Origin of the sequence: Verrucosispora sp. WMMD1129 (assembly GCF_029581255.1) — a bacterium.
GTDB classification, from domain to species: Bacteria; Actinomycetota; Actinomycetes; order Mycobacteriales; family Micromonosporaceae; genus Micromonospora; species Micromonospora sediminimaris.
In genome coordinates this window covers 4,227,828-4,252,040 of sequence record NZ_CP120741.1, presented here as the reverse complement: position 1 = coordinate 4,252,040, position 24,213 = coordinate 4,227,828, and the positions used below count along the sequence as shown (strand labels likewise).

At 71.1% G+C, this 24,213-nt stretch carries 18 protein-coding genes, 1 pseudogene and 1 riboswitch; of the genes and pseudogenes, 6 read left to right on the top strand and 13 right to left on the bottom strand.

The annotated features are described in order from the left end of the window. Positions 1 to 29: 29 nt before the first annotated feature. The 4 genes from O7624_RS19865 to O7624_RS19850 are packed head-to-tail and all read right to left on the bottom strand — an operon-like array spanning position 30 to position 4,542. Positions 30 to 653 (bottom strand): ATP/GTP-binding protein, encoded by a 624-nt coding sequence (locus O7624_RS19865; RefSeq protein ID WP_093403661.1) that lies wholly within the window; start codon positions 651 to 653, stop codon positions 30 to 32. Further along, entirely contained in the window at positions 634 to 996 is a 363-nt protein-coding gene (locus tag O7624_RS19860) for a DUF742 domain-containing protein (protein WP_093403660.1), read from the bottom strand. The genes O7624_RS19865 and O7624_RS19860 overlap by 20 nt, the downstream gene beginning before the upstream one ends. Before the next feature lie 46 nt (positions 997 to 1,042). Beyond that, entirely contained in the window at positions 1,043 to 1,450 is a 408-nt protein-coding gene (locus O7624_RS19855; protein ID WP_093403659.1) for a roadblock/LC7 domain-containing protein, read from the bottom strand. Further along, positions 1,447 to 4,542: a sensor histidine kinase gene (locus O7624_RS19850; RefSeq protein WP_282236850.1), complete on the bottom strand. Its 3,096-nt coding sequence runs from the start codon at positions 4,540 to 4,542 to the stop codon at positions 1,447 to 1,449. Before O7624_RS19850 ends, O7624_RS19855 begins: the two co-directional genes overlap by 4 nt. A 446-nt stretch (positions 4,543 to 4,988) precedes the next feature. On the opposite strand from O7624_RS19850, the gene O7624_RS19845 reads away from it, so the two are divergent. Further along, positions 4,989 to 6,170 carry an ABC transporter substrate-binding protein gene (locus tag O7624_RS19845; RefSeq protein ID WP_093403657.1) on the top strand — a complete coding sequence of 394 codons (1,182 nt, stop codon included), beginning with the start codon at positions 4,989 to 4,991 and terminating at the stop codon, positions 6,168 to 6,170. A gap of 26 nt (positions 6,171 to 6,196) precedes the next feature. Here the strand turns inward: O7624_RS19845 and O7624_RS19840 are convergent, their stop codons facing one another. Next, positions 6,197 to 7,057 carry an ABC transporter permease gene (locus tag O7624_RS19840; protein WP_093403655.1) on the bottom strand — a complete coding sequence of 287 codons (861 nt, stop codon included), beginning with the start codon at positions 7,055 to 7,057 and terminating at the stop codon, positions 6,197 to 6,199. 97 nt (positions 7,058 to 7,154) lie between these two features. Beyond that, positions 7,155 to 8,180: an ABC transporter substrate-binding protein gene (locus O7624_RS19835; RefSeq protein ID WP_093403654.1), complete on the bottom strand. Its 1,026-nt coding sequence runs from the start codon at positions 8,178 to 8,180 to the stop codon at positions 7,155 to 7,157. 267 nt (positions 8,181 to 8,447) lie between these two features. Between O7624_RS19835 and O7624_RS19830 the strand changes: the two genes are divergently transcribed. From O7624_RS19830 to O7624_RS19815, 4 genes are all read left to right on the top strand, one after another. After that, the gene (locus O7624_RS19830) at positions 8,448 to 9,257 is read left to right on the top strand and encodes an ABC transporter ATP-binding protein (protein WP_282236849.1); all 810 of its coding nucleotides are present in this window, start codon (positions 8,448 to 8,450) and stop codon (positions 9,255 to 9,257) included. Positions 9,258 to 9,339: 82 nt separating this feature from the next. Further along, positions 9,340 to 10,290, top strand: coding sequence for an LLM class F420-dependent oxidoreductase (locus tag O7624_RS19825; RefSeq protein ID WP_093403742.1), 951 nt, complete (start codon positions 9,340 to 9,342; stop codon positions 10,288 to 10,290). Next, positions 10,287 to 10,616 carry a cupin gene (locus O7624_RS19820; RefSeq protein WP_093403652.1) on the top strand — a complete coding sequence of 110 codons (330 nt, stop codon included), beginning with the start codon at positions 10,287 to 10,289 and terminating at the stop codon, positions 10,614 to 10,616. Before O7624_RS19825 ends, O7624_RS19820 begins: the two co-directional genes overlap by 4 nt. 78 nt (positions 10,617 to 10,694) lie before the next feature. Beyond that, positions 10,695 to 12,545, top strand: coding sequence for a hypothetical protein (locus O7624_RS19815; protein ID WP_282236848.1), 1,851 nt, complete (start codon positions 10,695 to 10,697; stop codon positions 12,543 to 12,545). 163 nt (positions 12,546 to 12,708) lie between these two features. Here the strand turns inward: O7624_RS19815 and thiC are convergent, their stop codons facing one another. The 7 genes and pseudogenes from thiC to thiE all read right to left on the bottom strand — a co-directional run bounded on the left by thiC (position 12,709) and on the right by thiE (position 18,798). Beyond that, complete coding sequence (thiC, locus tag O7624_RS19810) at positions 12,709 to 14,301, bottom strand: phosphomethylpyrimidine synthase ThiC (RefSeq protein ID WP_282236847.1); 1,593 nt, start codon at positions 14,299 to 14,301, stop codon at positions 12,709 to 12,711. 14 nt (positions 14,302 to 14,315) lie between these two features. Continuing rightward, positions 14,316 to 15,104 (bottom strand): bifunctional hydroxymethylpyrimidine kinase/phosphomethylpyrimidine kinase, encoded by a 789-nt coding sequence (thiD, locus tag O7624_RS19805; RefSeq protein WP_093403649.1) that lies wholly within the window; start codon positions 15,102 to 15,104, stop codon positions 14,316 to 14,318. A gap of 200 nt (positions 15,105 to 15,304) precedes the next feature. After that, positions 15,305 to 15,952, bottom strand: a pseudogene (locus tag O7624_RS19800) (thiamine phosphate synthase); the annotation flags it as partial. 65 nt (positions 15,953 to 16,017) lie between these two features. Continuing rightward, entirely contained in the window at positions 16,018 to 16,803 is a 786-nt protein-coding gene (locus tag O7624_RS19795) for a thiazole synthase (protein WP_282236846.1), read from the bottom strand. A gap of 5 nt (positions 16,804 to 16,808) precedes the next feature. Then, positions 16,809 to 17,009, bottom strand: coding sequence for a sulfur carrier protein ThiS (gene thiS / locus O7624_RS19790; protein ID WP_093403646.1), 201 nt, complete (start codon positions 17,007 to 17,009; stop codon positions 16,809 to 16,811). Beyond that, a complete protein-coding gene (gene thiO / locus O7624_RS19785; protein WP_282236845.1) occupies positions 17,000 to 18,178 on the bottom strand; it encodes a glycine oxidase ThiO in 1,179 nt (392 codons plus the stop codon). The genes thiS and thiO overlap by 10 nt, the downstream gene beginning before the upstream one ends. Beyond that, the gene (thiE, locus tag O7624_RS19780; RefSeq protein WP_282236844.1) at positions 18,175 to 18,798 is read right to left on the bottom strand and encodes a thiamine phosphate synthase; all 624 of its coding nucleotides are present in this window, start codon (positions 18,796 to 18,798) and stop codon (positions 18,175 to 18,177) included. The genes thiO and thiE overlap by 4 nt, the downstream gene beginning before the upstream one ends. After that, positions 18,793 to 18,902, bottom strand: a riboswitch (TPP riboswitch). Its footprint overlaps the gene before it by 6 nt. A 351-nt stretch (positions 18,903 to 19,253) precedes the next feature. Here thiE and O7624_RS19775 point away from each other — a divergent pair. Further along, positions 19,254 to 23,930 carry a ThuA domain-containing protein gene (locus O7624_RS19775; RefSeq protein WP_282236843.1) on the top strand — a complete coding sequence of 1,559 codons (4,677 nt, stop codon included), beginning with the start codon at positions 19,254 to 19,256 and terminating at the stop codon, positions 23,928 to 23,930. The last annotated feature ends 283 nt before the right edge of the window (positions 23,931 to 24,213 follow it).

Sequence of the window (24,213 nt, the reverse complement as noted above, 5' to 3'; positions counted from 1 at the left end):
ACCGGGCCGGCGGGACTTCGACACAGGGCCTAACCGACCGGGGTCGGGAAACCCCGGTCGTGCTCGGCCTGAAGTCGCGCCATGGCGTGTTCGACAACTGTCACCAGGACCCGTTTGACCGAATCGCGCTGACGGGCGTCGGTCATCACCAACGGCACGTCCGGCGAGATGGCCAGGGCCTCGCGGACCTCGTCCAGTTCGTACTGCGGCGCGCCGTCGAACCGGTTGAGCGCGACCACGTACGGCAGGTTTCGGTTCTCGAAGTAGTCCAGCGGGGCGAACGCGTCGGTGATCCGGCGGGTGTCCACCAGCACCGCAGCGCCCACCGCGCCTCGGATGATCTCGTCCCACATGAACCAGAACCGGGTCTGCCCAGGCGTACCGAAGAGGTACAGGATCAGATCCTGTGCCATGGTGATTCGGCCGAAGTCCATGGCGACCGTGGTGGTCTCCTTGCCCGGCACCTTGGACGGGTCGTCGATGCCGACGCCGGCCGAGGTCATCACCGCCTCGGTGGTCAGCGGTGTGATCTCGGAGATCGCACCGACCAGCGTGGTCTTGCCGACACCGAAGCCACCCGCGACGACGATCTTCGCGGAGATGATTCCCCGGCTCTGGCGGGCCCCGGCGGGGTCATAGCTCGCGAAGTCCACTCAGCACCCTTCCCAGCATTTCCATCCGCTCCTCGTAACCTGTGGCGGGAGCGGCCGTCTGTAGCGTCAGCAGGCCCTCGGCCACCATGTCGGCGACCAGCACCCGGGCGACACCCAGCGGTAGCCGGGTGTACGCGGCGATTTCCGCAAGCGACTCGGGCCGGCCCTCGCAGACCATGGCGATGCGATGCTTGTCGTGCCCGGCGAAACGTGATTCGGCGATCTGGGTGGGACTGGCCACCAACACCGCTTCCAGCGCGATGTCCTGCAACGGCTCGGTCCGGCCCCGGGTGACCGCGTACGGCCGAACCAGCGCACCCCGTGGGTCACGCTGCCGTTCCATCCGCGATCACCTCCTCTGCCTTCCGCCCGCCGGTCCGGCGCACCCGTTACGACCGCACCGCGTCCCGGGGCAGCGGTACCAGCGCCGCACCGACCCGTTCCACAAGCAACGCCATCTCGTAGCCCACCTGGCCGACGTCGCAGCTACGCGCCGCGAGCACCGCCATCGACGATCCGTCGCTGATGGACATCAGGAACAGGTAGCCGCTGTCCATCTCGATCACTGTCTGCAACACGCCGCCTGCGCTGAACATGCGTGCGGCGCCCTCGGTCAGGCTCACCACGCCGGAGGTGATCGCGGCGAGCTGATCCGCCCGGTCCGCCGGCAGATCCCGGGAGGAGGCGAGCAACAGCCCGTCCGCGGACACCGCCACCACGTGGGCGATGCCTGCCACGCTGTCGGCGAAGTTGCTGAGCAGCCAACCCATGTCCTGTATGGCCGCTGGCCTGTTCATCGGCTCGTCTCCTTGGTCGAGGTGCTGATCTGACTGGCGCCGGCCGTCCGACCACGTTGGACGCCACGGTGATACGCCGACAGCAGACCGCGTACTTCGTCGGGGGTTCGGCGGCCGTGCTCACGCCCGCCGCGAGGCTCGATGCCACCGGGCACGAGCTGTGCCTGGGGCACCCGCTTGGGCAACCCCGACCGGGTCGTACCGGCGGGGGTGGGCTCGGCCGCCCGGCTGGCCCGTGACCAGCCCTCGTCGGCCGCCGTGCGCCAGGCGTCGTCCTCCGAGGGACCGGTTTCGGGCCCGGTGGACGGCGGTGGCGCGGACGGCGGTGGCGGCGCGGGCGGGGTCGGCGGCGCGCTCGGCGCCGGACCAGCCGTGCTGGCGGACGAGGAAGTGTACGACGGTGGCGCGGCGGGTGTCGCGGCGGCGGCCGCGCCCGGCGTACGCGTTGGCAACGGACTCCGTCCCCTGGTCGGCTCGACCGGAGCCGCCGGTGGACTGGCGGCCGCCTGCGGGGGTGGCTCGTCGAACTGTGGCCGGCTGAAGATCGTGGTGACGTCGTTGCCGTGCGACCGGAACCAGACCGCCTCCATCTCCCGGAAGATCGGCGCCTCGGAAGACTGCTCGGGTGGCACGGTGATCGGACGCGTCGGGGGCGGTGCGGTGGCGGCCAGGCTGGCGCCCAGTCCACGGAATCCGGAGCCGTCGAAATCTCCGCCACCGGGCTGCTGACCGGCGGCCGGGGCGAAATTGGTGGGCGCGGCGACCCCCGCACCCGCGACCGGCCCCACCGGCAGGCCGGGCCCCGCGGACTGACCCGGGTCACCGGCACCCCGGTTCGGCAGCGGATCGAGGGTGGGTTGCGCGACCGTCGGCGTGCCCGCGTTGAATCCGTTGAAGGCCGGCGGCGGCGTGCGGGCCGGTGGCGGGTCGGCGGGAGCCGCCTCCGTCGCCGGCCAGTGCGGGGCGGAGGAAGTCCCGTTGTGCCACCGGTCGACCAGGGTGGCGGTGTTGCCGCGGCCGGTGACCCCGGCCCCCTCGCCAAGACCGACCGACGCCAGCGACGTCTGCTCGACCGCGAGCGGCTGCCGGGGTCGGGTGATCGCCTGGTCGCGACCGCGCAGGCTGGGCAGCACCACGGTGGCGGCCGGCAGGGTGACCTGCGCGACAGTGCCGCCCTCGACGTTACGCCGCAGCTCGACCCGGATGCCGTAGCGGGCCGCCAGCCGGCTGACCACCGCCAGACCCATCAGGCGGAACGCCGCCACGTCGACGGCGGATGGTGCGGCCAGCCGCCGGTTGAGTGAGTCCAGCTGCTCGTCGGAGAGGCCGAGGCCCCGGTCCTCGATCTGGATGAGCACGTAGTCCCGGATCCGCCGCCCGTCGGCCACCACCGTGGTGTTGGGCGGCGAGAAACGGGTGGCGTTGTCGAGCAGCTCGGCCACCAGCCGCACCACGTCGTTGACCGCGTGGGCCGCCACGGACACGTCGGTGTCGACCGTGCCGAACTCGATCCGGTTGTAGAGCTCCACCTCGGACTGCGCGGCCCGCAGCACGTCCACCAGCAGGGCGTCGTCGCGGCGCGGTACGGCCGAATCCGCACCGGCCAGCACGAGCAGGTTCTCGTCGTTGCGGCGCATTCGGGTGGCGAGGTGGTCGAGCTCGAAGAGCTGCGCGAGCCGCTTCGGATCCTCCTCGCCGCGCTCGATCGCGTCCAGCTCGCCGATCATGCGGTCGACCAGGGTCTGACTGCGTCGGGCCAGGTTCAGGAACATCGCCGAGACGCTGGTCCGCAGGGCCGCCTGTTCGGCCGCGACCCGGACCGCCTCCCGGTGGACGACGTTGAAGGCCGAGGCGACCTGCCCCACCTCGTCGCGGTTGCTGAGCTGGATCGGGTCGCGTACCTCGCGGACGATCTCGTCGACGCTGCCGTCGCTGACGTTGCCCATCCCCTGTAGCCGACGCACCGCCTCCGGCAGGTCGTGGTTCGCCACGGAGAGCGCGCCCTCCCGCAGCCGGCGCAGGGAGTGGTTCAGCGAGCGGGCCAGCACCACGGCCAGGGTCACCGCGATGATCAGCGTGAGCAGCACCAACGTGGTCTCGACGACGGCCTGCCGGATGACGTCGGAGCGGGCCTGTTCGGCCTGGGCGAGCAGGCGGCTCTGCAGCTCGATCTCGGCCCACCGCATCAGCTCGTTCACCGCGCCGATCGCCGCCGTGGCTTCCTGTGCGGTGAACGGCGCACGCTGGTTGACCGACCGGCTGATGTCGGTGGCGATCCGGTCGGCCAGCACCACCGCGTCACCGGAAACGGTGCTCTCGACCAAGGCACGCTGCACCGGGTCGGCCGCGAGCGAGAAGGCGACAAGCGCCTCCTGCTGCCCGGTGAGGGTGGCCACGAAGGCGGAGAACTGCTCGTTGTCCAGCCGGCCGCCACTCAGTGCCGTGAAGGTGACCGCCTCCTCCTCGGCGACGGCCGCCTTCGCCCGGGCGAAGGCGGCGACCGCTCGGCGGCTGTCACCGAGTTCCTCGTCGCCGGGCAACTGGGCCAGCCCGTCGCCGTAGGCGACCAGGTCGTTGAGGACCACGCCGTAGCGCAGCACCGCCTCGGCGACCTCCATCTGCTCCCGGGCGAGCACCTCCTGCCGGGTCCCGTCGAGGGTGTCCAGGTGCGCGTCGATGGCCGCGAGCCGGTCACGGACCGCCGCCGGCGCATCGCCGACCCGGTCCCGCTCCGCGCGGTACTCGTCGATCCGCTGCTGGGTCTCGCGAACCCGCAGGTTGTACGCGTCGGCCCGCTGTTGCGGTGCGGCGAGGTAGGCCGCCGCCGCCATCCGTTCGGCGTGCAGGTCGTTTGTCAGCGCGGAGACATCGATGGACAACGCCGTGAGTGCGCGGGACTGACTCGCGTCGTAGGCGCCCTCACCGACGGAGACCAGGCGGACCGTGGCCAGCGCGATGACCGCCGCCACGGGAACGACCAGAATCAGCGCCAGCTTGGACCGGATCCGCGCGTCGCGCAGCCGGGGCAGCCAACCGCCGTCCTTCTGCGCGGCGTCACCACGGGCGGGCAGGGTCGTCGGTCCGGTGCTCACGACATCGCCTCCGTCGATTTCTTCCCGCCAGGACCGCCGACCCGTACGCGGAGCGACGGCCGGCGCCACGCGCGGCACGGCCGCGATTTCATCAGACGAGATCGTGTTTGGGAAGCCGCAGGAGGGCAGGAAACGGTCGGACGGCACGCAACCCGTGATGCGGTCAACTAATACCTACATTTCCACAGCGCCCCTGAACAGGGCATGTAACTCCAGAGTGGCCATACGACTCGCCACAGTGAGCATTTGAAAACATTTGGTTACGCCAGTATGTGGGATCGGCGTCCCGAAACGTCTTCGCTGGCCCGCTTGACCACAGCGCCCGGCATTGGCAAGGTTTTGCAGGCTTCGCGCACACGGTACGGCAGAGCCGTCTCATTATCCACAGAGGACGGATGCGCCGCCGGTGACCGGGCCCCCGCCCGTGCCGCATCAGGAGGACCGAGTTGACCCCCTTCCGCTCCGCGACCGCCACGGCGCTCGTGTCGACCCTGCTCGCCACCACCCTCGGCGGCTGTCAGTTCGGCGGGGAGGAGCAGGACACAAGCCCGATTGTGATCGCCGCCGACCTGGAGCTCTCCGGTGCTGCGGCCGGGGTCGGCAAGGCGTACCGGCAGGCCCTGGAACTGAAGCGGGATCAGTTGAACGCCTCGGGGGCACTCAACGGCCGTAAGGTCGAACTATTGTTGAAGGACAACCGTTCCGACGCCAGTGAGTCACTGCGGAACATCGTCGACTTCAGCAACGACAAGCGGGTCACCGCCATCGTCATGGGTGGCTGCAACGAATGCGCGGTCGGTGCGGTGCGTACGGTCAATGAGAACCGGATCCCGACCATCGCGCTCGCGGCGGCCGGCGCCGTGGTCAACCCGGTCGCGGAACGCCGCTACATGTTCAAGCTGGCCCCCAACGCCGCCGACAACGCTGCGGCGCTCACCGTCGAGCTGCGCCGCCGCAACATCGACACGGTCGGCCTCCTGCGCAGCGACGACGCCTACGGCCAGGAGGGCGCAACGGCCCTGCGCCGCGAGTTCGGCAAGGTCGGCATCCAGGTGCTGACCGAGGCCTCCGCCCGCGGCACCGACACGGAGTTGGACGGGCAGGCCGGCAGGTTGGTCGCGGCAGACCCCGACGCCGTGATCATCTGGACCCCTCCGGAGCAGGCGATGCTCGCCTCCAGCGCGGTCAAGCGGGCCGACTACACCGGCTCCCTGTTCCTCGACGCCTCCGCCGCGGGCGACCTCTTCCTCGGCTCGGCCGCCAGGTCGGCGGAACGGGCCACCCTGGTCTTCACCCAGACGATGGTGATCGACGACGTCATCGCGACCACCCCCGCGAAGGCCGCGCGCCGTCAGTGGTTCCAGGACTACACCGCCCGGTACGGCGGCTACCACGGCTCCGCCTCGTTCGCCGCGGACGCGATCCAGCTGATCGCCGACGCGGAGCTGCGGGCCGGCGGACCCGTCGGCGAGGTCGACCGGGACCGCCTCCGCGATGTGCTGGAGACGTCCCAGATGGACGGCCTGTCCGGTCCGATCCGGATGACGCCGGACAACCACTCCGGGCTGATGCCGCAGGCGCTGACGACCCTGATCGCCCGCAACGGCCGCTGGCGTCTGGCCAGCTGAACCGCCGCAGGGCACCCGACGGCGCCTCAGCGGGTGGAGGTGGTTTCCCGCAGCCAGGGCAGGCTGCGCCGCTCGACGAGGACCAGCGCGGCGTAGAGCAGGATGCTGACCAGGGCGACGAGGATGATCGCGGCCCACGCGGTGGCGGTGTCGCCGATGCCGGCGTACTGCTGGATCACGTAGCCCAGGCCACCCTCACCGGCCTGGAACTCACCGATCACCGCACCGATCGCGGCCAGCGGCATGGCGACCTTCAGCCCCACGAAGATCTGCGGGAGCGCGGCCGGAAAGCGGACCTTACGGAACGTCTGCCAACGGGAGGCGTTCCAGGACCGCACCAGTTCGGCCAGTTCGGCGGGCGTGGTGGTCAGCCCGGTGGCGGTGGAGAGCACGATCGGGAAGAAGCAGAGCAGGAAGACCATGGTGAGGATCGGCTTCTGACCCCAACCGAGCGCCACCACCAGCAGCGGGCCCAGGGTGATCTTCGGAACGGCGTTGACCGCGACCAGCAGCGGGGTGAACATCCGCTCGACCGTCCGGGAGGCCGCCAGCGCCAGGCCGATCAGCACCCCGGCCACCGCGGAGAGTGCGAAGCCGAGCAGGATCTCACCGGTGGTGGCGACGGTGTGCTCCAGCAGCCGGGCCGGTCGGTCGGAGAATGCCGTGAGCACGTCACCGGGGGGCGGCAGGGCGGCCGGATGGATCAGCTCCAGCCGGGCCACCAGCCACCAGAGACCGAGCGCGACCAGCAGCCCGGCGGCCGGTAGCAGGGTGGCCGTCGTACCCGAGCGCAGGCCGCCCGCTCGCCACCGTCGGCCCCGCGGTACGGCCGGGGACTGCTCGGGGGCGAGCGTGGCCTCCGGCTGCCGTGGACGGACGTCGGTCATCGGATCCTCCTGCGGTTCGGCGCGTTCTGGTGAGCGGGGAGCAGAGCACGCCGCACCGGCGATGCGGTGCGGCGTGCTCTGTGCGGTACCGACTGGCTCAGGCCTTCGGCGCCAGGTTGAAGTCGATGATCTGGTCGGGGGTGAGGTCCGACTTCAGGGCGCCGGCACCACGCAGGATCGCGATGCTCTTGGCGACCCGGCCGCTGTCCAGCGTGCCCAGCGCGGTGCCGGAGTTGCTGGAGCGGACGTAGCCGGCCATCAACTGCAGCTCGGCGGCAGCGGCGGCGGGCACGACCGCCTCGGCGTTCTTGGCCAGGATCTCGGCGGCTTCCTGCGGGTTCGCCAGGGCGTACTCCAGACCCTTGAGCAGCGCCTCGGTGAACCGCTTGACCTGCTCCGGCTTCTCGCTGGCGTACTGCTTGGAGGTGATCAGCACGTTGCCGTAGAGGTCCTGCATCACGTTGCTGTACGGCAGCAGGACGGCCTTCTTCTTGGTGACCGCCTCGATGGTCGGCTGGCCGACCACGAACTGCCCGATGCCGTCGACGGAACCGGAGGCCAGCGTGCCCATCAGGGTCTGCGCCTCGCCGTTGACCCACTTCACCTTGGTGTAGTCGATGCCGGCCATGCGGGCGTACGTCGGGAAGAGGTTGCGGACCACCGAGCCGGGGGTGTCGGCGAGAGTCTTGCCCTCCAGGTCCTTCGGGGTGGTGATGCCCGTGTCGTCGACGGTGGCGATGGCCGCCATGGTGCGCTGCTGGATGGCGGCCACCGCGACGAAGTCCTTCGCGTCACCGTTGCCGAGCTGGAGCAGCCCACCGGTCAGGTCGATCGGGCCGAAGTGCGCCTGGCCGCCGACGACCGTCTGAATCACGGCGCCGGTGCCCTGCCCCGGCTTGATTTCGACGTCGAAGCCGGCGTCCTTGAAGTAGCCCTTCTCCTTGGCCACCCAGGCGTAGGCGTCGCGCCCGAAGTTGCCGAACGAGGTGAGGTAGGTCACCTGCTCCAGGGACGAGCCGACGTCGTTGCCGTCAGCGTCATCCGAGCCGCTGCTGCACGCGGAGACCAGGGCGAGCGCGGTGGCCATCGTGGCCGCGGCGACCGTACGGGTCAGCCTTCTCATCAGTGCACCTTGTCCTTTCCAACCGGGGCGTCGGGCCGCCGGAAGGGAGTTGTCGGGGCGGCACCGGCAGCCGGATGGAAGCCGACACCGCGTATCGAGGGGGACTCTCGCGGGCACAGCGTACGAGAACCCCACCTTTGCGACGCCAGGCGTACCGGGTTGCGGAACGGATACAAAGTGATGTCCACCCCGGACGGTGCGATACAGGACCGGGGCCGATAGCCTTTGCCAGTTCCTGACTATCCACTCAGGGGAGGCCCGTCGGCGATGATCCGAATCTCCGAGGTGTCCCGCACCTTCGACGGCCGCGCCGGTCGGGTCGAGGCGTTGCGGGGCATCAACCTCGACGTCGCCGAGGGTGAGTTCGTCGCTGTGCTCGGCCGCTCCGGGTGCGGCAAGTCCACCCTGCTGCGGCTGATCTCCGGTCTGATCCCGGTCACCTCCGGCGAGGTCACCGTGGACGGCAGGCCGGTCACCGGACCGCGCCGGGACATCGCCATGCTGTTCCAACGGCCGGCCCTGCTGCCCTGGCGCACCGTGCTGGACAACGTCCTGCTGCCGGTGGAGGTCTTCGGCTGGAAGCGGGCCGCGCACCGTGACCGGGCCCGTGCCCTGCTCGACGTGGCCGGGCTCTCCGGCTTCGAGAAGCGGCTGCCGCACGAACTGTCCGGTGGCATGCAACAGCGGGTCTCGCTGTGCCGGTCTCTGATCGGCGACCCCCGGGTCATGCTGATGGACGAACCCTTCTCCGCGCTCGACGCGCTCACCCGCGAGGAACTCGCCGGCGAACTCCAGCGGGTACACATGCGCAGCGGCGCGACGGTCGTCTTCGTCACCCACTCCATCGACGAGGCGGTGCTGCTCGCCGACCGGGTGGTGGTGCTCAGCCCGCGCCCCGGCCGCGTCCGCAAGGTCGTCGAGGTGACCATTCCCCGCCCTCGCACCCTGGGCCGCAACGCGCACCTGACCGAAGTCGCCCAGGTCAGTGCCGACCTGCACGAGCTGCTGATGGAACGCGACCAGCCGGCGGGAGCTGGCACGGAGACGATGAGCGAGCGCAGCGAGGTGGCGCGATGAGCGAGCGCAGCGAGGGAATCATTCGGCTCGGTGCGATGGTGCCTCATCGCGCCGCCGAGCGCAGCGAGGTGGCGCGATGAGCATGCGGGTGGCCGTCTTCACGGAGCCGCACCGGGGTGCCACCTACGACGACCAGCTCCGCTTCGCCCGGCTCGCCGAGCAGGGCGGCTTCGACGCCTTCCTCCGAGCCGATCACTACCAGGCCATGGGCGACGAACCGGCGCTACCCGGCCCGACCGACGCCTGGCTGACCCTGGCGGCGCTCGCCCGGGAAACCAGCCGGATCCGGCTGGGCACCCTGGTCACCTCGGCGACGTTCCGGCTACCCGGCCCGCTGGCCGTGATGGTGGCCCAGGTCGACCAGATGAGTGGCGGGCGGGTCGAGCTCGGCATCGGTGCCGGCTGGTACGCCCGGGAGCATGTCTCGTACGGCATCCCGTTCCCCAGCACCAGTGAACGCTTCGACCGCCTCGCCGAACAGCTCGAAGTGATCACCGGCCTCTGGCGCACCCCGTCCGGCGGGACCTTCAGCTACGTCGGCGACCACTACCGGCTCACCGAATCGCCGGCTCTGCCCAAACCGGTGCAGACCCCCGGCCCTCCGGTGATCGTCGGTGGGCGGGGCCCCAAGCGCACCCCGGAGCTTGCCGCCCGGTACGCCGACGAGTTCAACGTCCCCTTCACCAGCGTCGAACAGGCCCGTGAGGCGTACGAGCGGGTCCAGGAGGCGAGTCAACGGGTCGATCGCCCCGGCACCGGACGTCGGCCGTTGACGCTCTCCGCCGGCATCGTGGTGGCGATTGGGCGTACCGACAGCGAGGCCCGCCGGCGAGCGGCGCCGCTGCACGTCAAGAGCGCTCTACCACCCGAGGATCCGGTGGTCGGCTCACCGCAGCAACTCATCGACCGGATCGGCGAGTTCGCAGCGATCGGCACCACCCGGGTGCATCTACGCCTGATCGACCTCAGCGACCTGGACCACCTGGAACTGATCGCCGCCGAGGTGCTCCCCCGACTGGACGGAATCCGATGACCGAGACGCCACCCGAGGTTGCCACGTCCGGCTCCGAGCCTGTGCTCGGCCCGGTCGGACAGGAGATCGTCTTCGAGAACGACCGGGTCCGGGTCTGGCACATCCGGCTGGAGCCCGGTGAGCGCCAGCCGCTGCACCGGCACGACCACCCCTATCTCGTGGTGGCCGTCCAGGGCGCGAAGAACCTCGTGCAGACGGTCGACGGTGTGCGGATCGACGCCGACGAACCGACCGGCGGGGTGGTCTATCGCGATCCGGGAGCCGTGCACATGCTCACAAACGTCGGCGACACGACATACCTGGCCCGGCTGGTCGAGCTCAAGTAGACCCGCTGCGAGCAGGTCATACGTCCGTCCACGGCGTGCCGGTGGCGATTGGTGGAAACGGACCGTAACGTGCCGGTCATGGCCCATCGGACATCGAGCCGACTACTGTTCACCGCCTTCGGCCTCAGCCTGCTGGCCGGTGCCGGTCAGCTCGGTCTCGCCTTCGGCTTCGGCATCGTGCGGCTCACCGGAAGCTTCACCGGCGCGAGCATCAACCAGTGGCCGGCCCAACTCGTCTGGGCCGGCTGGTTCGCCACGAACGCCGCCGTGATCGGTGCCGTGCTCACCGAGCGGCTGGCCCGGCACGGCGGGCAACTCACCGGCACCCCGCGGCAACTGGCCGTGGCGGGCAGCGCCGCTCTCGGCGCCACGGTCGTGGCACCGCTGTGCATGCAGCCGGCCCGCAGCGCCGAACTCATCTCGGTCGATCCGGTCTGGGCCGTGGCGATCTGTGCCGGGCTCGGCGCGGTGGTCGGCGCCGGTGCCGCGCTGGCTGTGCTGGTCCGGCCGCCCTTCGCCTGGAACATGGCGGCGGTGGCCGCAGCGGTCTGGCTACTGGCGTTGCTGTCCGTGCTGCCGTCGCTGGGGGCGAGCGGCCCGCTGACCCCGGTGCGCCTCGGCGTGCTGGAGCCGGCCTGGCTCGCCGCCGGCACCGCGCAGCAGTTGGCGCTGCTGATCCTGCCGATGGTGACCCTGCTGGCTGGCGCGGCGACCGCGGCGGCGGCCCGGTGGCGGGGGCATCCTCCACTCGTCAGTGGGCCCAGTGGGATCGCCGGCCCGGTACTGGTGGCCTTCGCCTACCTGGCCGCCGGCCCGGGTGACACGGGTGACCGGTACCAGTTGACCCCCTACTACGCGGCGCTGATCGCGGTGCTGGTCGGCGCGCTCGGTTCGGCAGCGGCAGCCCTGCTGCCCTGGCCGCTCACCGGCGGGCTCGCCCACCGGGCCGCGCCCACCAGCGGGACCGCCATCGAGCCGACCGCCATCCTTCAACCGTTGCCGGCGACCCCCGCGCTACCCGCGTCGGCCACGTCCTCGGCCGACGCGGCGGCCACCTCGGCGGGCCAGGTCGTCGTTATCGACGACGGCACCGAGACCGACCGGTCGACCTGCGGTACCCGCCCCGACGACGGTTCCCGCGCCGCTGCCGACGGCTCACCGCCGCACTGGCACTGGCCGATCGCGCACACCGACCCGGCCGCCGCCGCGGCCACGCCGACCGCCGGCGATGCGGTCCCCCCCGGCCAGGCCGTCGCCGTCACCGCACCACCGGCGGCCGCGCCAGCGGCCGACCCGGAAGTCACCGACACCGAAGCGCCCCAGGACAGCGCTCCGGATGGCGACGATGCCGAGCACGCGGTCACCACCCCGGAGCCCGAGGCGGCGACCGATCCGGCGCCGGTGGGCGATGGCAGCGACCTGCCCCGGGCGGCACCGACCACCATGGAGACCGAGGCCCCAGCGGATGATGCCGGAGACCGCTCGGCGGCGGAGGCACCGCCCGAGGTGGCACCGCGGCCTCGGCAACGGCTCGCGCTGCCCGACCTCGGTCGCGCGCCGGCCGAGCCTGCCGCGCCCGAATCACCCGGCATCACCGCGGCTCTCCCGGAGACCCCGGAGGTCTCCATCGAGACGGCGGCCACCGCCCGTGACCTCACGGCCGCCTTCACGAAGCCGCCCGCCGTCCGGGCCGAGGACGTCCAGCCGGATGGCGAAGCGGAGAAGACGCGGCGTGGGCTGTTCCGACGCGGCCGGCCCCGGTCCGCGGAGAATGCCGCGACCGAGCAGGACGAACCGCTGCCGGCGCAGGACGAGGAGTACGTCGACTGGGTCGCCGGGCTCAGCCGGCCACATGACGACGACGAGTCCACACCGCCGAAGGGACCACGCCGCTCCCTGCGGTCGACCGGGCGGCACCACCGACACTGAGCACCTGCCCGCACCCCAGCGGCCGTCGACCCCACCGCTCACCGCTCGTTCACCGTGGGTGCCTGCCGGGGCGGTAAGACTTCAGCGCCCCATGTCTGAGTGACATGATCACGTCACACCGACATGAGGCGCTGAAGTCTTACCCGCTCTCCGCCGCGACCGGTCAGGCCAGTGGCAGGTAGACCCGTCCGCCGGAGGCGACAAACTCGTCGGACTTGTCATGCATGCCGCGGGCCGCGTACTCCTTGAGATCCTGGGTGATCTTCATGGAGCAGAACTTCGGCCCGCACATCGAGCAGAAGTGTGCGGTCTTCGCCGGCTCGGCGGGCAGCGTCGCGTCGTGGTAAGACCGCGCGGTCTCCGGGTCCAGCGAGAGGTTGAACTGGTCCTCCCAGCGGAACTCGAACCGCGCCTTCGACAACGCGTCGTCCCAGGCCTGCGCTCCCGGATGTCCCTTCGCCAGGTCGGCCGCGTGCGCCGCGATCTTGTACGCGATCACCCCGGCCTTCACGTCATCCCGGTCGGGCAGTCCGAGGTGCTCCTTCGGCGTGACGTAACAGAGCATCGCGGTGCCGAACATGCCGATCATCGCCGCCCCGATAGCCGAGGTGATGTGGTCGTACGCGGGCGCGATGTCGGTGGTCAGCGGACCGAGCGTGTAGAAGGGCGCCTCGTGGCACCACTCCTGCTGAAGATCGACGTTCTCCTTGATCTTGTGCATCGGCACGTGCCCCGGACCCTCGATCATCACCTGCACGTCGTACTCCCAGGCGATCTTCGTCAGCTCGCCGAGGGTACGCAGCTCAGCGAACTGTGCCTCGTCGTTGGCGTCCGCGATCGACCCGGGCCGCAGGCCGTCACCGAGGGAGAACGTCACGTCGTAGCGGGCCAGGATCTCGCACAGCTCCCGGAAGTTGGTGTAGAGGAAGTTCTCCTCGTGGTGCGCCAGGCACCAGGCCGCCATGATCGAGCCACCGCGCGACACGATGCCGGTCACCCGGTCCACCGCCAGCGGGACGTACGGCAGCAGCACCCCGGCGTGCACCGTCATGTAGTCCACGCCCTGCTCTGCCTGCTCGATCACGGTGTCCCGGAACACCTCCCAGCTCAGCTTCACCGGATCACCGCCGACCTTCTCAAGCGCCTGGTAGATCGGCACCGTGCCGATCGGCACCGGCGAGTTACGCACGATCGCCTCGCGCGTCTCGTGGATCCGCTTGCCGGTGGACAGGTCCATCACCGTGTCCGCACCCCACCGGGTGGCCCAGGTCAGCTTCTCCACCTCCTCGGCCACCGACGAGGACACCGCCGAGGTGCCGATGTTCGCGTTGACCTTGACCAGGAACGCCTTGCCGATGATCGCCGGCTCGCACTCCGGGTGGTTGACGTTGAGCGGCAGCACGGCCCGCCCGGCCGCGATCTCGTCCCGGACGAATTCCGGCGCCAACCCCTCGCGGATCGCCACGAACTCCATCTCCGGCGTGACGACACCGGCACGGGCGTACGCGAGCTGCGTCGGCCGCTTGCCGTCCGAGCCGGCCAGTGGAGTTCCGGCACCGCGTACCGGTGCCACGTCGGCCCGCTCGGCGATCCATGGTCCCCGCAACGGCGACAGCCCGACCTCTGGATCCGAGCCCGGTCCGGAGGTGTCGTAGAGCCGTACCGGCGGGTTGTCCCCGGTCAGCTCCACCTCCGCGAACGGCACCCGGACGTCCGGCCGTGGTCCCTCGACGTACACCTTGCGACGTGCCTGCATGACAGCCTCCCTGATCAGGCGGACCAGCCGAAGTGGTCCATCGGTCCACGGCCCGCGCCCAGCTCCCAGTCCCGCGCGCCGGTCAGCGCCCGGGTCACGTACTCCTTGGCCGCCCGGACTGCCACCGGCACCGGATCGCCCAGCGCCAGCCGCACCGTCACGGCCGCCGAGAACGAGCAACCGGTGCCGTGGGTGTGCCGGGTCGGCACCCGCGGGGCACGCAGCACCGTCGTCCCATCCGGGCCGTGCAGCACGTCCACCGCCTCCGCACCGGCGTCCACGTCGCCGCCGGTCACGATCACCCACTCCGGTCCGCCAGCCGCCAGGGCCCGCGCCGCCGTGGTCATCTCCGCCACGTCGGTCACGGCCGCCCCGGTGAGGGCGGCGGCCTCCGCGCTGTTCGGTGTGGCCACCCGGGCGTACGGCAGCAACCGCTCCACCGCCTCCACCACGCCGAGCTGGTGTCCGCTGGTGGCCACCAGCACCGGGTCGACGACCAGTTGCGGTAGCCGGTCGGCCGCCGCCGCGTCGGCGATCGCGGCCGCCACGGCCGGGGTGCCCAGCATCCCGGTCTTGACCGCCCGTACCGCGAAGTCCGACAGCACGCTGTCCAGCTGATCGGTGACCAGTCGCGGGGGCAGCGGCAGCACCGCGTCCACGCCCCGGGTGTTCTGCGCGGTGACCGCCGTCAGCACGCTCGTGCCGTACGCGCCGAGCGCGGCGAAGACCTTCAGGTCGGCCTGGATGCCGGCGCCGCCACCGGAGTCGGAACCGGCGACGGTCAGCACGGTGGTGGGGGTCACGGCAGTTCCTCTTGGTCTGGGGTTGTCTTGTGGTTGCGGTTGGGGGCTGCGGCCGACCGTGCCCACTCCGGGCGGTCAGGCTTGATCCCTGCGTGGGCACGGTCGGCCGCAGCCCCGTCGTGGTCATCGCCCGCCGGAACGTGCCAGCTTGGCGGATTCTTGGCGGGTTCCGGAGCGGTCGTGGCGTGGAAGGCGGCGGTCAGGGTGCTTGCTGTCTGCTGTGGGTCGTTGGCGCGCATGATGGCGCCGAGGACTGCCACTCCGGTGGCTCCGGCGTGGACGCAGGCGTGTACCTGGTCGGGGGTTTCGATGCCGCCGAGGGCCAGCGCGGGCACCGGGCTCAGCCGGATCAGCTCGGCCAGCCCTGCGGCGAGCAGGGGTGGGCCGTAGCCGGGCTTGGTGCGGGTGGGGAAGACCGGTGAGAGGGTCACGTAGTCCTCGGTGGTGAGCCGGCGCAGTTCCGCCGGGTCATGGCAGGAGCGGCCGACCAGGTCGGCGGGGGGCGGTGGATACGGCCCGGCCGCCGACAGATGCAGCGCGGTCAGGGAGCTGCCGGTGCCGGTGGCGCCGGCCGGGGTGCGGGAGCCGGCTCTCTCGGCGCTGGCCGGGCGGCCCGGATCGTCGCCCAGCAGCGGGTCGGGGCCGGCGACGAGGAGAGTTCCGCCGACCGCGGTCAGGATCGACCGCAGTTCGACGGCGAGGGCGAGGCGTTCGACGCGCGGCAGATCCCTCTCCCGCAGCACCACCCAGCGCACTCCCCCGGCCACGGCCGCCGCCACCACCCGAACCAGCCCACCCCGCGCCACCCGCCGATCCGTCAGCAGCACGACCCCCGAGGGCACTTGGATCTTGGTACGAACCGGCCCCTGGAGGGGCGCTCCCAGGCCAAGATTCACGAGATCAGCTTGTGCGGTCACAGGTGGGGGCGGCCTTCGTCTTGGGTGGAGGGCAGGGCGTGGAAGCGGCGGGGGATGCGACCGGCGGCGTGGGCGAGGCGGCCGGCGGCGATCGCGTACCGCATCGCGGTGGCCATCGCCACCGGGTCGGCGGCCCGGGTCACCGCGCTGGCCAGCAGCACCGCGTCACAGCCCAGCTCCATGGCGAGCGCCGCGTCGGAGGCGGTGCCGATCCCCGCGTCCAGGATCACCGGCACGCTCACGTCCTGCCGGATGAGCCGGATGTGATGCGGATTGTTGATCCCCAGGCCGGAGCCGATCGGCGCGCCGGCCGGCATCACCGCCGCGCAACCGACGTCGGCCAGCCGCCGTGCCAGCACCGGGTCGTCGGAGGTGTACGGCAGCACGGTGAACCCGTCGTCGACCAGTTCCTCGGCGGCGCGCAGCAGTTCCACCCCGTCGGGCAGCAGCGTCCGCTCGTCGCCGATCACCTCCAGCTTGACCCAGTCGGTCTCGAACGCGTCCCGGGCCAGCCGGGCCACCTTCACCGCCTCGCCCGCCGTGTAGCAGCCGGCGGTGTTGGGCAACAGCCGCACCCCACACCGGTCGAGCAGGTCCAGCAGACCGCCCGAGCCGCCGGACACCGTTTCGACCCGGCGCAGCGCCAGGGTGACCAGCTCGGTGCCGGACGCCCGGATCGCCTGCTCCAGCACGTGCAGGTTGGCCGCTCCGCCGGTACCGAGGATCAGCCGGGAGTTGAACCGCACACCGCCCAGCTCGAAGGCGCTCGATTCGCTGTCCATCCGACTCACCCGCCCTGGGCGGCGCTGAGCACCTCGACCCGGTCGCCGCCGCGCAGCACCGTCGCCGGCCAACCGGTACGCGGCACCACCTCACCGTTGACCGCCACCGCGACACCGCGCTGTTGGCCGGTGATGTCGCGGACCAGGTCGGCCACGGTCAGTCCGTCCGGCAGGCTGCGCCCGGCACCGTTCACCGTCAGTTCCACGAGTTGTCCTCCGTCGAGTGCGGAAAAGTGCCAGCAACCGGTGCGCCCACGCCGCCGGGCGGGTCGGCGAACCGGTCCGGCCGGAAGGGCGCCAGCAGTGTGTCGGAGTTGCCCTCCCCGGTGACCAGATCGGTGATCAGGTCGGCGGTGACCGGGGTCAGCACGATCCCGTGCCGGTGGTGGCCGGTGGCGACCAGGACGTCCGGGTGCCCTGGCAACGGGCCCAGGATCGGCGCATTGTCCGGTGTGCCTGGGCGCAGCCCCGCCAGCGTCTCCACCAGGTCGTACTCGGCGATCTCGGGCAGCAGATCGACGGCGGCCCGCAGCAGCCGCAGCACCGCTCCGGCGGAGACGTCCAGGTCGGAGCGCTCCTCGACGGTCGCGCCGACGACCACCTCACCGCTGTCGCGCGGCACCAGGTAGACGTGCTCGCCATCGGCGTACCCCCGGATCACGTGCCGAAAGCCTGGCGGCCCGCCATCCGGCGCGCGCAGCCGCAGCACCTGTCCCTTGACCGGACGGACCGGAAGGCCGGTCAGGGCCGCGCTGCCGCAGCCGGCGGCGACCACCGTCGCGCCGGCCGTGACGTCGGACAGCCGGCGCACCGGCTCGGTGACCAGCACCGCTCCCGCCCGCTCCGCCGCCAGCCGCAGCGCCGGTACCAGCCGGCGCGGGTCGACCTGATGGTCGGTGGCGGCGAGCGCGCCGCCGCGCACCCGGGGCGCCAGCGCCGGCTCGCGGTCGCGCAGCGGCGACGGGCGCAGCGGCGTCACCGGCAACCCCAGCTCCTGCTGGTACGCCCAGAGCCGACGCGCCTCGGCCAGGTCGTCGACGGTCAGCCCGACCATCAGGGTGCCCTCGGTCCGGTAGCCGATGTCGGTGCCGGTCACCTCGGTCAGTTCGGCGGCGAACCCGGGCCAGCGGCCGGCCGACTCGGTAAGCAGGGCGGTCAGCTCCCGCTCGCCGAAGTACGCCTCGGCGACCGGTGCCAGCATGCCGGCAGCCACGTGCGAGGCGCCCGACCCGGGTGCCGGATCGTGCACGACCACGCGCAACCCGCGCGCCGCGCACCGCCAGGCGACCGCCCACCCGATCGGCCCGCCCCCCACGACGGCCACATCGGGCCGGCGCTGCGACACCACGTTGGTGGTGGCGGGGCGGCCGGTCATGTCAGCGCCCGAACCAGCTCGGCGGCGGCGCGGGCGGGATCGGTGGCTCCGGAGAGCGCACCGACCACCGCCACCCCGTACGCGCCGGCGGCCCGCAACTCGGGCACGTCCGCCGCCGTCACCCCACCGATGGCGATCACCGGCACCTCGACCGCCTCGGCCACCGCCCGGACACCTGCCACACCGATCGGCGGTGGCAGCCCGTCCTTTGTGGCGGTGGCGCGGCACGGCCCCACCCCCAGGTAGCTCGCCCCGGCGGTTACCGCCGCGAGCGCGGTTGCCGGTTCCCGCGCGGTGGCGCCCAGCACCGCCGCCGGTCCGAGCACCTCCCGGGCCGCCGCCACGGGCAGGTCGTCGGCACCGACGTGGCCGCCGGCGGCGCCGGTGGCCAGTGCCACGTGCAGTCGGTCGTTGACCAGGCAGGGCACTCCGTACGGCGCACCGAGTGCCAACACCTGCCGGGTCAGCTCGTACGCCTGCCGGTCGGTCGCGCTGTCCTCCACGCGGACCTGCACCACCAGCTGGGTGTGGGCCACCGGAAGCACGGCACGGAGCACGGTGAGCGGATCCCGCCCGGCTCGGGTGTCGGTGATCAGATGCAGTCGTCCCAGGGACGGCACGGCAACACTCCTCCCTGCGCCGGCATTACCCGGATCAGGTTCGACGGTCGGGGGCTCACAGCCCCCCTCTCAGCCCGGTACACCGGGCTCCCGTGGGTTCGTTGGGTGTCACCGTACGTCGTTTCGCCGGCTCCGCCAAGCCCGTCCCGCGCCGCCGGTGGCGGCGCGGGCCACCCGGTCATGCCGACTCCGCCACGGCCTGCTGAACGGACTCGCGGCAGCACAGCGGCCGGAAAAAGGCCGGATATGCAGTGACTCACACCAATAGGAAAGGCCCCGTTACCAAAACGTTACAAGGCTCCACCTTGCTCGAAACTAGATTCACTAACGCAAATTGAGTGATCGGATCGGCTGAGTCGGCACCCAGACCTCGCTCGTCAGGTATGGGCGGTCGGACCGACGGGAGTGACCACCGCCGTCCACTCCGAACCGTCCCACGGACAGAGGAGATCTTCGTGCCCCGACTCAGTCGGCGCCGAGCCCCGCTCGCCGCAGTCACCATGGCGCTACTCGCCCTTGCACTCATCCTGGCCGCCGCACCGGCCCCGATCACCGGCCCCGCCGCCGCTCAGGCCGCCCGCCCAACCGTTCCGGTCGCCGCGGCGGCGGTGGAGCCGTTCTCCGTCCTGGTCTTCTCCAAGACCGCCGGATTCCGACACGACTCGATCCCGGCCGGCATCAGCGCGATCCAGCAACTCGGCACGGCGAACGGGTTCACCGTCACCACCACCGAGGACAGCGCCGCCTTCACCGACACCAACCTCGCCAGGTTCCAGGCGGTCATCTGGTTGTCGACAACCGGTGACGTGCTCAACGCCAGCCAGCAGGCGGCCTTCGAGCGCTACATCCGCGCCGGTGGCGGATACGTCGGCGTGCACGCCGCGTCGGACACCGAGTACGACTGGGCCTGGTACGGCCAACTGGTCGGTGCCTACTTCAACAACCACCCGGCCAACCAGACGGCGACGGTGAAGGTCGAGGACACCACCCACGAGTCGACCCGGCACCTGCCGGAGCGGTGGTCCCGATACGACGAGTGGTACAACTTCCGCACCAACCCCCGCGCCCGTCAGGTGCAGGTGCTGGCCTCGCTCGACGAGCGCAGCTACAGCCCGGGCAGCGGAGCGATGGGGCACGACCACCCGATCGCCTGGTGCCAGAACTTCGACGGTGGCCGGTCCTGGTACACAGGTGGCGGGCACACCCAGGATTCCTTCGCCAACGCCGAGTTCCGGCAACACCTGCTCGGTGGTATCCAGACCGCTGCCGGGGTGGTGCACGCCGACTGCGGTGCCGGCCGGGCCGCCAGCTTCGAGAAGGTGACGCTGGACAGCAACACCAGCAACCCGATGGAGCTGGACATCGCCCCCGACGGGCGGGTGTTCTACATCGAGCGCGACGGCCGGGTGCAGATCATCAAGCCGGACACCGGCCAGACGGTCACCGCGCTGCGGCTGAGCGTCTTCGCCGGCAACGAGGACGGCCTGCTGGGCATCCGGCTCGACCCCAACTTCGCCAGCAACGGGTGGGTCTGGCTCTACTACGCCCCGAGCGCGGGTGGCTCCCGCAACCACCTGTCCCGGTTCACAGTCACCGGAGACACGATCAACCCGTCGAGCGAGCGGGTCGTCCTGGAGGTGCCCACGCAGCGCAACACCTGCTGCCACATGGGCGGGACGATGACCTTCGACTCGGCCGGCAACCTGTACCTGGCCACCGGGGACAACACCAACCCCTTCGAGTCCGGTGGCTACAGCCCGTTGGACGAGCGCTCCGGCCGGTCTGACTACGACTCGCAGCGCACCGCCGGAAACACAAACGACCTGCGCGGAAAGGTGCTCCGGATCCGGCCGCAGGCCGACGGGACGTACACCATTCCGGCCGGCAACCTGTTCGCCCCGGGCACCGCGCGGACCCGGCCGGAGATCTACGCGATGGGTCTGCGCAACCCGTTCCGGATCGGCATCGACCCGGTCACCGACGTGCTCTACGTCGCCGACTACGGCCCGGACGCCACCACCAGCAACCCGAACCGGGGCCCGGCGGGACTGGTGGAGTGGAACATCGTCGACCGGCCCGGCAACTTCGGCTGGCCGTACTGCCACGGGTCGAATCAGGCGTACAACGACTACCAGTTCCCGTCCGGCCCGAGCGGATCGAAGTTCAACTGCGCCGCGCCGGTGAACAACTCCCCCAACAACACCGGTCTGACCAACCTGCCGGCGGCCATCCCGGCCACCGTCGACTACGGCTACGGCGGTGACTCCCGGTACCCGGAGATCGGCGGCGGTGGAGCGCCCATGGCCGGACCGGTCTACCGGTACGACCCGACCATCTCGTCCCGCCGCCAGTGGCCGGCGTACTTCGACGGCAAGGCCATGTTCGGCGAGTGGAACCAGTCGCGGATGTACACCATGCAGGTCAGCCGGGACGGCAAGTCCCTTGTCGACATCAACCGGATCCTCGACCAGATGACCTTCGTCCGGCCGATGGACTTCGAGTTCGGCCCCGACGGCGCGCTGTACCTGATCGAGTGGGGCAGCGGCTTCGGCGGCAACAACGACAACTCCGGCGTCTACCGGATCGACTACACGGCCGGTGCCCGCGCCCCGATCGCGGTCGCCTCGGCGAACCCCACCTCCGGAGCGCCACCGCTCGCCGTCACCTTCTCCAGCGCCGGCTCACGCGACCCCGACGGCGGAGCGCTCACCTACGCCTGGACGTTCGGCGACGGCGGCACCTCCACCCAGGCCAACCCGACCCACACGTACACCCAGTCCGGGAGTTACACGGCGCAGCTGCGGGTGACCAACCCGGCGGGACGGAGCGCGGTTGCGAACGTGCCGATCACCGTCGGCAACACGGCACCGACCGTGACCATCGAGTTCCCGCCGGACGGTGGCTTCTTCGCCTGGGGTGACCAGGTCGCCTACACCGTCAAGGTCACCGACCCGGAGGACGGGACGATCGACTGCGACGAGGTCGAACTCCAGGTCCTGCTCGGCCACGACGAGCACGCCCACCCGCTGGAGCGGCACACCGGCTGCACCGGCACGGTGCAGACCCAGCTCGCCGACGGCCACGGGGCGGAGGCGAACGTCTTCACCGTGCTGGAGGCGACCTACACCGACCAGGGCGGGTCCGACGGGGCCGAGCCGCAGACCGGCCGGGCGCTTGTGGTCCTTCAGCCGAAACGCAAGGAGGCCGAGTACTACTCCGCCACCGGGCGGGTGACGGGCGCCACCGGGGGCGGCACCGCCGGGGTGGAGCGGGAGACCACAGGTGACACCGCCGGCGGTGGGCAGAACATCGGATTCATCGAGGACGGCGACTGGTGGTCGGTGAGTCCGGCCAGCCTGACCGGCGTCACCTCGATCCAGTTCCGGGTCGCCTCGGCCACCTCCGGCGGCCGGATCGAGGTACGCGCCGGAGCCGCGGACGGACCACTGATCACCACCGCCAACGTGACCGGTACCGGAGGGTGGCAGACGTACACCGACATCACCGCGCAGATACCCAACGGCGCCGCCGCGGAGGGCGCGTTGTACTTCGTCGCCCGGGACCCGAACGGCGGCTCCGGCACCCTGTTCAACGTCAACTGGATGGACTTCGTGGGCCCCGGGGTGAGCGGCAACGCCCCACCGACGGTCACCGCCTCGGCCACCCCGACCAGCGGGACCGGGCCACTGGCCGTGGCCTTCACCGGTACGGCGACCGATCCGGACGGGGACACCCCCCTGACGTACGCCTGGGACTTCGGCGACGGTGAGAGCGCGGACACGCTCAGCGCCACCCACACGTACACCACGCCGGGCAGCTACACCGCCACCCTGACGGTCACCGACAGCCGGGGCGCGCGGGGGCAGGCAAGCGTGCCGATCCGGGTCGACGGGGCGGGCAATCCCTGCCAGGCAGAGCCGGGGCAACTGCGGTCCGACGAGTTCACCGGCACCTCCCTTGATCGTCAGCGGTGGACCGGCGTGGTGCGCGGGACCGAGTCGTACTCCCTCGCCGACGGTTCGCTGCGGCTGCCCACCGCGGCGGGTGACCTCTACGGCACCCGCAACGACGCCACGAACCTGGTGCTCCAGCCCGCGCCCAGCGGGGCCTGGCAGGCGACCACCCGGGTCACCGTGGCGGCCCGGGCCGACTACCAGCAGGCCGGTCTGCTGATCTACGGCGACGACGACAATTACGCCAAGCTGGACCTGGTCTACGGTGGAAACCGGAAGGTCGAGTTCCTCCGGGAGACCGCCGGCACCCCGCGCAACGAGAGCGCGGACTCCACCGCGGCGCCCACCGGTGACACCATCCATCTGCGACTGACAAGTGACGGGACGAACCTGACCGCCGCCTACTCGACGGACGGGCAGACCTTCACCGCGGTCGGCCGGTCCGCCGCGCTGGCCGGGATCAGCAACCCCCGGATCGGTCTCTTCGCCCTCAACGGCGGCACCACCGCGCCGGTGGTGAACGCCCAGTTCGACTGGTTCCGGATCACCCCGGACGCCACCACGGGCGTCGTCGCACCGTCGGACGAGTTCACCGGCACCAGCCTGGAGAAGTGCCGGTGGAACGCCGTGGTGCGGGAGGACTCGACCCGGTACCGGGTGACCGACGGCTCGTTGCGCATCGACGTGCCGAACGGTGACATCTACGGCACCGGCAACACCGGGCCGACGAACTTCATCCTCCAGAACAGCCCGGCCGGGAACTGGACCATGCAGACCCGGGTCGACGGCAGTCTGCTCAACGAGCAGTACCAGCAGGCTGGTCTGCTGGTCTACGCCGACGACGACAACTACCTCAAGTTCGACTACGTGACGGACAACGCGGCCGGTCAGGCGGTCTCGCGGCGGATCGAGTTCCGCAGCGAGGTCGCCGGGGTCGTGCAGAGTACGCAGCCGCAGGCGACCGGCCTGACCCAGGGAATCTGGCACCTGCGGCTGGCGCGTAGCGGAAACACCTTCACCGCCGCGTACTCGGCCGACGGCACGAGTTGGACGACCGTGGGGACGTTGACGAGCACCGCGGTCGGGACGACCCCGAGGGTGGGCCTGTTCACTCTCGGCGCCAACCAGACCGCCTCGAAGACGGCCGCGTTCGACTACTTCCGGCTCACGCCTGGGTAGTCGGCCGATCTGACCGGACCACCACCGCCGGCCCGTACCTCTGCCCGAGGTGCGGGCCGGCGGCCGTGGTGGTTTGGCCGGGCTGTGCGGGAATGTCGCTTGCGTTTACCGAACTGTTATCAATTGAAGCCTTGCCATTAATCGTTCTAACGGAACTAATTTGTTCAGCGACTCGACAAAAATGCTGGCACGGCACCCTTCGGCAAGGTGTCCGAACCAGCTCCATCTGGGACGGTCTTCGGCGGGCCGACCCCGTGACCCCTGTCCAGCAAGGACAAAGGAG

Excerpts from the sequence above, each read along its gene's own strand:
- O7624_RS19820 (WP_093403652.1), top strand. The coding sequence starts at position 10,287 with ATGACCGAGACGCCACCCGAGGTTGCCACGTCCGGCTCCGAGCCTGTG.
- O7624_RS19795 (WP_282236846.1), bottom strand. The coding sequence starts at position 16,803 with ATGGACAGCGAATCGAGCGCCTTCGAGCTGGGCGGTGTGCGGTTCAAC.
- O7624_RS19855 (WP_093403659.1), bottom strand. The coding sequence starts at position 1,450 with ATGAACAGGCCAGCGGCCATACAGGACATGGGTTGGCTGCTCAGCAAC.
- O7624_RS19815 (WP_282236848.1), top strand. The coding sequence starts at position 10,695 with ATGGCCCATCGGACATCGAGCCGACTACTGTTCACCGCCTTCGGCCTC.
- O7624_RS19840 (WP_093403655.1), bottom strand. The coding sequence starts at position 7,057 with ATGACCGACGTCCGTCCACGGCAGCCGGAGGCCACGCTCGCCCCCGAG.
- O7624_RS19860 (WP_093403660.1), bottom strand. The coding sequence starts at position 996 with ATGGAACGGCAGCGTGACCCACGGGGTGCGCTGGTTCGGCCGTACGCG.
- thiO (WP_282236845.1), bottom strand. The coding sequence starts at position 18,178 with ATGACCGGCCGCCCCGCCACCACCAACGTGGTGTCGCAGCGCCGGCCC.
- O7624_RS19825 (WP_093403742.1), top strand. The coding sequence starts at position 9,340 with ATGCGGGTGGCCGTCTTCACGGAGCCGCACCGGGGTGCCACCTACGAC.
- O7624_RS19835 (WP_093403654.1), bottom strand. The coding sequence starts at position 8,180 with ATGAGAAGGCTGACCCGTACGGTCGCCGCGGCCACGATGGCCACCGCG.
- thiC (WP_282236847.1), bottom strand. The coding sequence starts at position 14,301 with ATGCAGGCACGTCGCAAGGTGTACGTCGAGGGACCACGGCCGGACGTC.
- O7624_RS19830 (WP_282236849.1), top strand. The coding sequence starts at position 8,448 with ATGATCCGAATCTCCGAGGTGTCCCGCACCTTCGACGGCCGCGCCGGT.